8 protein-coding genes are annotated in these 10,088 nt (G+C 77.1%); all 8 read left to right on the top strand.

The features are described from left to right. On the top strand, positions 1-1,651 hold a 1,651-nt coding region (locus DZF91_RS33565; RefSeq protein ID WP_199487076.1), incomplete at its 5' end, for a nitroreductase family protein. Beyond that, complete coding sequence (locus DZF91_RS33560; RefSeq protein WP_117361067.1) at positions 1,648-3,054, top strand: acyl-CoA dehydrogenase family protein; 1,407 nt, start codon at positions 1,648-1,650, stop codon at positions 3,052-3,054. The genes DZF91_RS33565 and DZF91_RS33560, both read left to right, overlap by 4 nt. Next, complete coding sequence (locus DZF91_RS33555; protein WP_117361066.1) at positions 3,047-4,525, top strand: class I adenylate-forming enzyme family protein; 1,479 nt, start codon at positions 3,047-3,049, stop codon at positions 4,523-4,525. The genes DZF91_RS33560 and DZF91_RS33555 overlap by 8 nt, the downstream gene beginning before the upstream one ends. Further along, positions 4,522-4,950, top strand: a complete 429-nt coding sequence (locus DZF91_RS33550) for a hypothetical protein (RefSeq protein WP_117361065.1) — start codon at positions 4,522-4,524, stop codon at positions 4,948-4,950. The genes DZF91_RS33555 and DZF91_RS33550 overlap by 4 nt, the downstream gene beginning before the upstream one ends. After that, the gene (locus tag DZF91_RS33545) at positions 4,947-5,969 is read left to right on the top strand and encodes a hypothetical protein (protein ID WP_117361064.1); all 1,023 of its coding nucleotides are present in this window, start codon (positions 4,947-4,949) and stop codon (positions 5,967-5,969) included. Before DZF91_RS33550 ends, DZF91_RS33545 begins: the two co-directional genes overlap by 4 nt. Position 5,970: 1 nt before the next feature. Further along, the gene (locus DZF91_RS33540) at positions 5,971-6,723 is read left to right on the top strand and encodes a 4-hydroxy-tetrahydrodipicolinate reductase (RefSeq protein ID WP_117361063.1); all 753 of its coding nucleotides are present in this window, start codon (positions 5,971-5,973) and stop codon (positions 6,721-6,723) included. Continuing rightward, positions 6,714-8,585, top strand: coding sequence for a non-ribosomal peptide synthetase (locus DZF91_RS33535; protein WP_117361062.1), 1,872 nt, complete (start codon positions 6,714-6,716; stop codon positions 8,583-8,585). The genes DZF91_RS33540 and DZF91_RS33535 overlap by 10 nt, the downstream gene beginning before the upstream one ends. Next, on the top strand, positions 8,582-10,088 hold a 1,507-nt coding region (locus DZF91_RS33530; RefSeq protein ID WP_147341510.1), incomplete at its 3' end, for a type I polyketide synthase. The genes DZF91_RS33535 and DZF91_RS33530, both read left to right, overlap by 4 nt.

The raw sequence follows: 10,088 nt of genomic DNA, 5'->3' as shown, positions 1-10,088 counted from the left end.
CCGGTCCGGCACGGCGTCCGGCACGGCGTCCGGCACGGCGTCCGGCGGGACGTCCCCGGCGGGGCCGGAGGACGCCGCCCGGAAGTTCCGGACGGCGCTCGCCACCGCGCTCGGCCGGGGCTGCGGCCGGCGGCCCGGCACGGTCCTGGCCAAGGACGGCACGTTCGTCCAGGCCCGCGCCACCCCCTCGGCGGGCGCCCTCTACCCCTTCGAGGTGCTGGTGGCGCTCGGGCCCGGCGTGGACGCGTCCTTCCCCGGGAGTGGCTGCCATCTGTACGAGATCGACGCCGACCGCCTGAGCCCCCTCGCCACCGCCGCTCCGCTCTCCCTCGGCGAGCTGGCGGCCGGGGCCGGACTCTGGACGCGGGACGGCGACGCCCCGCCGGACGCCGTCGTCACCTTCGCCGCGCGCCCGTGGCGGTCGATGGCCAAGTACGGGCGCCGCGGCTACCGCTACACGCTGCTCGACACGGGCCACGCCGCGGTCAACTTCGCCCTGGCCGCCCGGGACGTCGGCCTGGATCCGACCGTCCACCTGCGGTTCCACCGCCAGTGGCTGGCCCACGCCCTCGGCCTCACCGGGACCTGCCGCGAACCGCAGGTCGTCGTGACGATCGCCGGGACACCGCGAGCCCTCGGCGAGGGCGGCGCGAACGGCGCTCTGGCCGCCGATCCGGCGGGAGACGCGGAGGCCGACGGCGCGGTCCGCCCGGTGTGGCTGGACCGGCACCAGGCGCGCCTCGACCCGCCGGACGACGCCGAGCGGCGCAACTTCGAGGCCCTGCGCGACATCAGCCTCGCCTACGGCCCCGCCGCGTCGCCGCTGCCGGGCGCGTCCGGCTCGCTCAACGCCGTCCGGCCCGCGCGGACCGAGGAGCCAGAAGCGCCGGTGCCGGTGCCGCTGCCGCCGCGAACGTCAGAGGAGCGCGGGAACGGACGCGGGCAGCGGCACGGGCACGCGCGGGCCATGGCGCGGCGCGAGTCCGTGAAGGGCTTCCTGCCGCGGCCGATCGACGCGGCCCGGCTCGTCCGCCTGCTGGACGGCCTGGACGCGCCGCTGGACGGCGACTTCGCCGAGCCCGGGGCGGGGGTCGGCGTCCGGCTCGTCGTCCGCGACGTGACCGGCCTCCCGGCGGGCGCGTACGCCTACGAGCCGGACGCCCGCACCCTGCTCCCCGAGGGCCGCGGGGAGGTCACCGAGACCGACGTCCTGGAGACCCTCCAGCGGCAGGCGGGGCTGCGGCACGCGGCGGTGCTCGTCCTGCTGCACGCCCCGCTGTCCCGGGTGCTGCGCGAACTCGGCCGCGCCGGTCTCGCCGAGACCCACTTCCACGCCGCGCACGTGGCCCAGCGCCTCTGCCTCAACGCCGCCGGGGACGGAGACGCGGACCGGGTGGGCGTCACCTGCGTCGGCGGCTTCGACGAGGCCCACGGCTCCCGCCTCGGACGGCTCGCCCACGATGAGGAGATCGTCTACCTGGTCGCGCTCGGCGTGCCGGACCCGGACGCCCGCAAGTCCGATCGGGACGCCATCGCCTACAGCCACGGCCGCACCTCGACCTCCGGCGGCGAACCGTCCGGCGTGCCCGGCGCCGCGTCTGCCGGTGCCGCTTCCGGCGGAGCCGCCGCGAACGGGCGGGAGGCCGCATGACGACCAGCGGAGCGCCGGCGACGACCGGCGCCGTGACCTCGAAGGACGTGCCGACCGTGACCGACGCGGCTGCGACGACGAACCCGCGAACCCCGTCCACCCCCGCAACGCCCCCGATCGAGACGCCCCCGACCGGGACGAATCCGAACGGGACGGCGGGGGACGAGGGTGTCGCGGCGGCCTTCGCGGCGGCGGCCGGAGTGCCGCTGACCGAGCGGCACCGGGAGCTGGCGCGGGCGGCGCGTGCGGTGTTCACGCCGGAGCGGCTGGCCGAGTGGCGCGACGGCCCGGACGGTCCGCTGACCGCGCGGGCGTGGCGGGACATGGCGCGGCACGGACTGCTGGGCGCGTCCCTGCCCGCCGAGCTGGGCGGCCGGGGCCTCGGCCTGCTCGGCAGCCTGGTCCTCAGCGAGGCGATGGCCTCCCTGGGCGACGCCGGGATCCTGCTCGCCGCGCACGTCCACAACGACGTCGCGACACGCTGGCTGGCCGACGCCGAGCCCGCGCTGCGCGACCGGTACCTGCCGGGCCTGCTGGACGGGACGTCGAGCGCCTGCCAGGCCGACACCGACCCGTCCGCCGAGGAGCCCACGACCGCCCGCCGGGACGGCGGCGACGTCGTCGTCCGGGGCGCGAAGCGGTACGTCATCAACGGCGCGGGCGCGCGGCTGTGCTTCGTGAGCGCCCGGCTCGACGGCGGGACGGCGCTGGTCCTGGTGCCGAAGGACACCCCCGGCGTCCGCGTCGCGCACGTCTACGACAAGCTCGGCACCCGCTCGGCCGACTCGGCGCGGATCGAGTTCGACGACGTGCGCGTCCCGGCCGGGCACGTGGTGTCGCGCGGCGGGGTGGGGCAGCTCCTGCGCTGGAACCGGGTGATGTCCCGGATGCGCTACCTCATCGCGTTCGACGCCCACCTCGTCCACCGGCGGCTGCTCGAGCACATCGTCCGGCACGTCACCCGCCGCACGCTCGGCGGACGGCCGCTCGGGGACTGGCCCGCCGCGGCCCATCCGCTCGCCCGCGCCCGCGCCGACCAGGAGCTCATGGCGGCCGGACTCGCCGCGCTGCTCGGCCGCGTCGACGGCCCCGCCGCGCCGGTCCCCGAGGTGGCCGAGCTCAAGTGGTTCTGCGTGGAGCGCGCCTGCGACCTCGCGCGGCTCTGCTGCGACCTGGAGGGCGGCGCGGGCTACATGTGGGACAGCCCGTCCCTGCGCGGCTACGCGCAGCTGCGCGGCCTGCGCATGGCGGGCGGCAGCCAGACCACGATGCTCACGCTCGCCAACCACAGCTTCGCGGGCCGCGCCGAACTGGCCGGCCTGGACGATCCGTCCGCCGCGGCCGGGCCGCCGCGCGCCCCCGTCCCGGCGGACGCCCCCGAAGGGAGGCGCGACCATGCCTGAGCCCCAGCTCGACGCGATCGTCCGTGAGGCGTGCGTCCGGTTCGCGAACCGGACGGCGCTCCGGCAGGGGGCCGAACGGCTCACCTACGCCGACCTCGGCGGCGCGGTCGCGCGGCTCGCGACCGCGGTGGACCGGGCGCTCGCGGACGCCGGTCCCGACCGCGACCGGGTGGCCGTGTACGCGCGCAACAGCATCGACTACGTGCTGTCCTACCTGGCGCTGCTGTCCACCGGGCGGGTGCCGTTCCTGGTGGACGTCGCGTTCGGGCAGACCGAGCTGGAGGCGATCAGGACGGGCTGCGGGGTGACCGCCTTCCTCGCGGACGCCCCCGCGGCCGGCGACTTCCCGCTCGGCGGGACGGTCACGCCCGTCGAGGGCAGCCGGCACGCGCTGGTCACCGTCCCGGCGTCCGGGGAACCGGCGGCGCTGCTTCCCGACACGGCGGTGTGCCGGTTCACGTCCGGCACGACCGGCGTGCCGAAATGCCTGGAGTTCTCCGGTTCGGCCGTGCTCAGCGCCGCCCGCAACTGGGTCGCGGGCACCGGCCTGGACGGCGGCGACCGCACCCTGTGCCTCGCGGCGTTCACCAACGGCCTGGCGTTCAACACCTCGCTGCTGTCGAGCCTCCTGGTCGGGGCGGAGATCGTCCTGCACACCGGGCCGCCCACCTCGGCGCGGATCGCGCGGACGCTCGCCGACACCGGCGCGACCCGGATGGTCGCGTTCCCGCTGGTCTACCGCACGCTCGCCGGATCGGAGCTGTGCGCCGACCGGCTCGGCGGCCTGCACCTGGCGATCTCGGCGGGCGCGGAACTGCCCGCCGCGGTCCGCGCCCGGTTCGAGCAGCGGTTCGGCGTCCGCATCGCCGACTACTACGGCGTCGCCGAGGCCGGTCCCTGCACCTTCGAGCGCGACCCGGACTACCGGCGCGGCCTCGGCACCCCGCTGCCGGGCGTCACGCTGCGGCCCCGGCGGCGTCCGGACGGCGCGACCGAGATCCTGCTGCGGACCGCGTCCATGGCGAGCCGGTACCTGAACGCGCCCGGCGAGCTGGAGCGGCGGCTCGACGCCGACGGCTTCTACGCCACCGGCGACCTCGGCCACCTGGCGGACGGCCGGCTGTTCGTCACCGGACGCGTCGCAGGGGTGATCAACCTGGCCGGGCGGAAGATCGACCCGCACGAGGTGGAAGGCGTCGTCCGGGCGATCGACGGGGTGCGCGACGCGGTCCTGTTCGCCGACGCCGACGCCGACGGGCAGACCGTCCTGCACATGGCGGTCGCCGGGGACCGGCCGCTCGCCCGCGCCGACGTCCTCGCCGGATGCCGGGGCCGCCTCGCCGCCTACAAGGTGCCGCAGCGGATCAGCTTCCTCCCCGAGATCCCGCGCTCGTCGGCGGGCAAGGTCCGCCTCAACGACCTCAGGGCCGCCGTCGCGGCCACCGCATCCGGACGGGAGAGCACGCGATGACCGACGCCGACACCCGAACCGGCCCGCCGCCCGGCCCCGCCGCCGAGCCCCCGGCCCCCCGGAACACGGACACGCCGAACACGGACACCCGGAACACGGACACGCCCAACACGGCCGGCCAGGACACGCACGACGCCGCCCTGCGCGAGCGCGTCGAGGCCCTGGTGGTCATCGCCACCGGACGCGTGGTGTCGGTCGCCGACCTGCGCGCCGCCGGCGGCTCCCTCGTGGACGCCGGGGTGAACTCGATCGCCTTCATCAACCTGCTGGAGGCCCTGGAACGCCTCTACCAGGTCGAACCGGACACCGAACGCGACCCCGAAGCCCTCGCGACCGTGGACGGCATCACCCACCTGATCCGCTCCGCCGCGCCCGGTGCGGCGGAGGCCGGCGGCGGGGACGGCGAGAAGGGGGCGGGGACGTGAGCGGCAAGGCCGACACGGTGCGCGGGCTGCTGGCCGAGCTCCTGGCGGACGGCCGTCCGAACCCCGCCGACGTCCCGTCCCGGCTCCTCGAGGCCCGCGACGGGCTGGGCTTCCCCGACGCCGCCGCCGTCCTGGAGCACACCGCCGGGGTCCTGCCCCTGCTGGACCTGTTCGGCGCGTCCGGCCATCCGCTGCTGGACGCCGTCCGGCGGGGCGGGACGCCGTGCGCGCTCGCGCTCTTCACCCCCGGCATGGAGCTGTCGCCCCGCGTCCCCGCCGTGCACGGGCGCGCCGCCGGGGTCTCGGTCGTCCTGTCCGGGCGGTACCGGTACGGGAGCGCGGCGGCGGAGGCGGCCCTCGTGCAGATCGGTTGCGCCGACGGCCTGCGGCTGTGCCTCGTCGCCCACGACCATCCGGCGCTCGCGGTCGGCGGCGGCGGGGGCGCGGCGGGCGGGTGGGGCTGGGCCGAGGCCGCCGACGCCGAGATCGACGCGCGGCTCGTCTCACCCCCGGTGACCTGGGACGCCGGCTCCCCGCTGGTGGCCGCGCTCGACGCCTACACGTGGAGCTACCTCACGCTCGCGGTCGCGCACGCCACCTCGGTCGTCGCGGGGCTGCGGCGCGTCCTGGCCGTCCCGGACGGCGGGGCCGCGCCGCTCAGCGGGTCGCAGCACCTCGCGCACGAGCTGTCCCGCCTGGACATCGAGCTGAGCCTGCTCGCCGACCTGGCCCGCCTCGGCCCCCGGCTGAGCGGCGCCCCGGCGACCCCGACCGGCGCGGGCGTACCGTCGTCACCGACCGGCGCTCACGTATCGGCGGGGGTCTCGGCCGCCGCCGCGCTGGCCGCCTGCACCCGCCTCACCCGCCGCACCGCCCGGATCGCCGACGACTTCGCCGCCGAGTTCGGCCTGCCCGGCGGGCCGTCGTGGGCGGACGCGGCGCACGCGCACTTCGGCGGCCCGCACATGGCCGAGTCCGAGCTGGCACGCCGGATGGGCCTGCTCGAAGGGCGGTCCTGACATGGTGACGCCCGTCCTCGTCTGCGGACGCACCGGGACGATGGCCACCCTGATCGCGAACGCCGTCCGGGACACGGCCGACCTGCGCTTCGCCGGTCACCTCGACCTCCGTCCCACCGCCGCGCCCGACGCCGTGGACGACCTCGTCGCCGCGCTGCGGGCGGGCGCGCCGTCCGACGGCGGGACGCCCGTGGTCGTCGACTTCACCCGGCGCGAGGGGACCGCCCGGCTGCTGGAGGCCGCCGAGCGGACGCCGTGCGCGCTGGTCGTCGGCACCAGCGGCCTGACGGACCGCGACCACGGCCTCCTGGACCGGGCGGCCCGGCGGCGGGCCGTCGTCCAGGCCGCGAACTTCAGCCTCGTGCTGGCGCTGATCCGGCGCTTCGTCGCCGACCTCGCCACGACGCTGCCGCCCACCTGGGACGCCGCCGTCGTGGACATCCACCACGCCGCCAAGGTGGACGCCCCCAGCGCCACCGCCCTGGCCCTCGCCCGAGCCTGGGGCGCCCACCGCCCCGGCGGCCCCGCACACGGAAAGGCCAGGAACGGGAACGACGCGCCGGTGTCTTCGCTGCGGTTCGGGGACGCGGTGAGCGAGCACCGGCTGCTCGCCGGGGGACCGGCCGAGCAGATCGACATCGGGCACCGGGTGAACGACCGGGCGGCGTTCGTCCCGGGCGTCCTCGCGGCGATCCGTTTCGCGGGCCGGGCCGCGCCCGGCCGCCACGACCTGGAGGAGGCGCTATGCGGCTAGCCACACCGCACCATCTGCGGGACCTGGTCACCGAGCAGGCCCGCGAGCGGCCGGACGGCGTCGCGCTGGCCGCGCCGGGACGGCCCGCCCTGACCTTCGGCGCCCTCGCCCGCCAGGTGGACGAGGCCGGGCGGCGGCTGCGCGGGCTCGGCATCGGCCCGGGGGACGCGGTGGCGCTCGCGCTGTCGACCGGCCCCGACCTCGCGACCGCGTTCCTCGCCGTCGCTGCCCACGCCTCCTGCGTCCCGCTCAACCCGGCGCACCGTCCGGACGAGTTCACGCACTTCCTCACCGGGACCGGCGCCAAGGCCCTGGTCGTCCCGCCCGGAGACGACGGGGACGCCGTCGCGGCGGCGAACCGGCTCGGCGTCCCGATCCTGGAGCTGGTCGTCCGCCCCGAGGACCCCGCCGGCGTCTGGACGCTCACCGGCGCCCCCGTCGGACGGTCCGTCCCCGACGACCAGCCCGGGACCAGGCCCGAGGACGTCGCGCTCACGCTGTTCACGTCCGGCACGACGGCCCTGCCCCGGATGGTCCCGCTCACCCACACCAACCTGCTGACCGCCGCCTGGAACACCGGACGGGCCCTGGAGCTCACGCCCGCCGACCGCTGCCTCAACCCGATGCCGATGTTCCACGCGCACGGCCTGACCAGCACGCTGCTGGCGTCCTTCGTGCACGGCGCGGGTGTGGTGTGCCCGCCCGGCTTCGACGCCGCCGCGTTCATGGACTGGCTCGACGAGTTCCGGCCCACCTGGTACACGGCCGTTCCCGCGATGCACCGGGCCCTGCTGGACGAGGCGGACCGCACCGGCCGGGGCCCCGGCGGCGCGCCGCTCCGGTTCGTCCGGTCGGCGTCCGCGCCGCTGCCCGACTCCGTCCTGGAGCGGCTGGAACGCCTCTTCGGCGCGCCCGTGCTCGAAGGGTACGGGCTGACCGAGGCGGCGTCGCTGGTCACCATCAACCCGCTGCCGCCGCGTCCGCGCAAGGTCGGCTCGGTGGGGGTCCCGGTGGGCGGCCCGGTCGCCGTCCTCGACCCGGACGGCCGGGAGCTGCCGCCGCGCGACGCGGGCGAGATCGCGATCCGGGGCGGCAACGTCACCGCCGGGTACGCGGGCGACCCGTCCCTGAACGAGGCCGCCTTCACCGGCGGGTGGATGCGCACCGGCGACTACGGCTACCTCGACCAGGACGGCTACCTGTTCGTCATCGGCCGGGCCAAGGAGATCATCAACCGGGGCGGCTCGAAGGTCGCGCCCGCCGAGGTGGACCGGGCGCTCGCCGGCCATCCCGGCCTCGCCGAGGCCGCCGCGTTCGGCCTCCCGCACCCGACGCTCGGCGAGGACGTCGCGGTCGCGGTCGTCACCCGTCCCGGCGTCGGCGTGGACGAGCACAGCGTGCGCGCGTACGCCGCCCGCCGCCTGATCGACCACAAGGTCCCGAGCCGCGTGTTCTTCGTGGACGAGCTGCCGCGCAACACGACGGGCAAGGTCCAGCGCGTCCGGCTGACCGAGCGCTTCACCCCGGCGGCCCGCCCGGCCCCGCCCCCCGCCCGGCCCGCACCGCCCGCCCGGCCCGCACCGCGTGCGTCACACGACACCGAGCGTCTGGTCGCCGCGATCTGGTCGTCGGTGCTGGACGTACCGGACGTCGATCCGACCAGCGGTTTCTTCGAGCTCGGCGGCGACTCGCTCGCGCTGGCGCGGGTGGCCGAGCGCCTGCGCGCCGAGACCGGACGGACCGTCGCGAAGTCGACGCTGCTCATGTACAGCACCGTCCGCTCCCTCGCCGAACACCTCGACGCGACCGCCGATGACACCGCCGACGCCACCGCCGCCGACGCCGCCGGGGAGGACCGTTGACCGGGACCGGCCGGGAGATCGCGATCATCGGCCTGGCGTGCCGCTTCCCCGGCGCGTCGGACCGGGACGCGTTCTGGCGCAACCTCCGCGACGGCGTCGAGTCGATCAGCCGGTTCAGCGCCGCCGAGCTCGCCGCGGCGGGCGTCCCCGAGGACGTGCTGGCCGACCCCGCGTACGTGCGGGCGCAGGGCGTCCTGCAGGACGCCGACCGCTTCGACGCCGGGTTCTTCGGCATCAGCCCCCGCGAGGCCGACCTCATGGACCCGCAGCAGCGCGTCCTGCTGGAGTGCGCCTGGGAGACGCTGGAGGACGCCGGGTACGACCCGTCCCGGACCGGCGGTCGCGTCGGCGTGTACGCCGGGACCTACTACAACTCCTACCTGCCGCTGCTGCCGCCGACCGGCGACGACGGCGAGGGGTTCGCCCGCGCCATCGCGAACGAGAAGGACTACGTCGCGACGCGGCTGGCGTACCGGCTCGACCTCACCGGCCCGGCGCTGACGGTGCAGACGGCCTGCTCGACGTCGCTCGTCGCGGTCCACCTGGCGTGCCGGGCGCTGCTGGGCGGCGAGTGCGACCTGGCGCTCGCCGGCGGCGCGACCGTGCGCGCGGCGCAGGTCACCGGCTACCTGTTCCGGCCCGGCGGGATCTTCTCGTCGGACGGCCACTGCCGCGCGTTCGACGACGCCGCCGAGGGGACCGTCCCCGGCAACGGCGTCGGGATGGTGGCGCTGAAGCGGCTGGCGGACGCGCGGGCGGACGGCGACCGGGTCCTCGCGGTCATCCGGGGCTCGGCGGTCGGCAACGACGGCGGCGACCGGGCCGGGTTCACCGCGCCCGGCGTCGCGGGGCAGGCGCGGGTGGTCGCCGCGGCGTACGAGGCGGCCGGGGTCGATCCGTCCACGGTGTCCTACGTCGAGGCGCACGGGTCCGCGACGCGGCTCGGCGACCCGATCGAGGTCGAGGCGCTGACCAGGGTGTTCCGGGCCGCGGGCGCGGTCCCCGGCGGCTGCGCGCTCGGCTCGGTGAAGACCAACATCGGGCACACGCACGCCGCCGCGGGCGTCGCCGGGCTGATCAAGGCGGTCCTGGCGCTGCGGCACGGGCTGATCCCGCCGAGCCTGCACCACGACCGCCCCAACGCCGAGATCGACTTCGCGGCCGGTCCCTTCGCGGTCGCCCGCACGGCCCTGGAGTGGCCCCGGCGGGACGGCCCGCGCCGCGCGGGCGTCAGCTCGTTCGGCATGGGCGGCACCGGCGCGCACGTCGTCCTGGAGGAGCCCCCCGCGACCCCGGTCGCGTCACCGGGGCCGTCCGGGGTGCGGACGCTGCGCCTCTCCGCGCGCACCGAGCAGGCGTTGGAGGAGCAGACCGACCGGCTCGCCGCGCACCTCGCCGACCACCCGGACGCCGACCTCGCGGACGTCGCGCACACCCTCGCGCGCGGCCGGCGCGCCTTCGCCCACCGCCGGACGGTCGTCGCGGCGGACGCCGCCGAGGCGG

The organism is Actinomadura logoneensis, assembly GCF_003428695.1.
Taxonomy (GTDB): Bacteria; Actinomycetota; Actinomycetes; order Streptosporangiales; family Streptosporangiaceae; genus Spirillospora; species Spirillospora logoneensis.
Note: the sequence above shows the minus strand (reverse complement) of the source record. Positions and strands in the feature narration are given on the sequence as shown.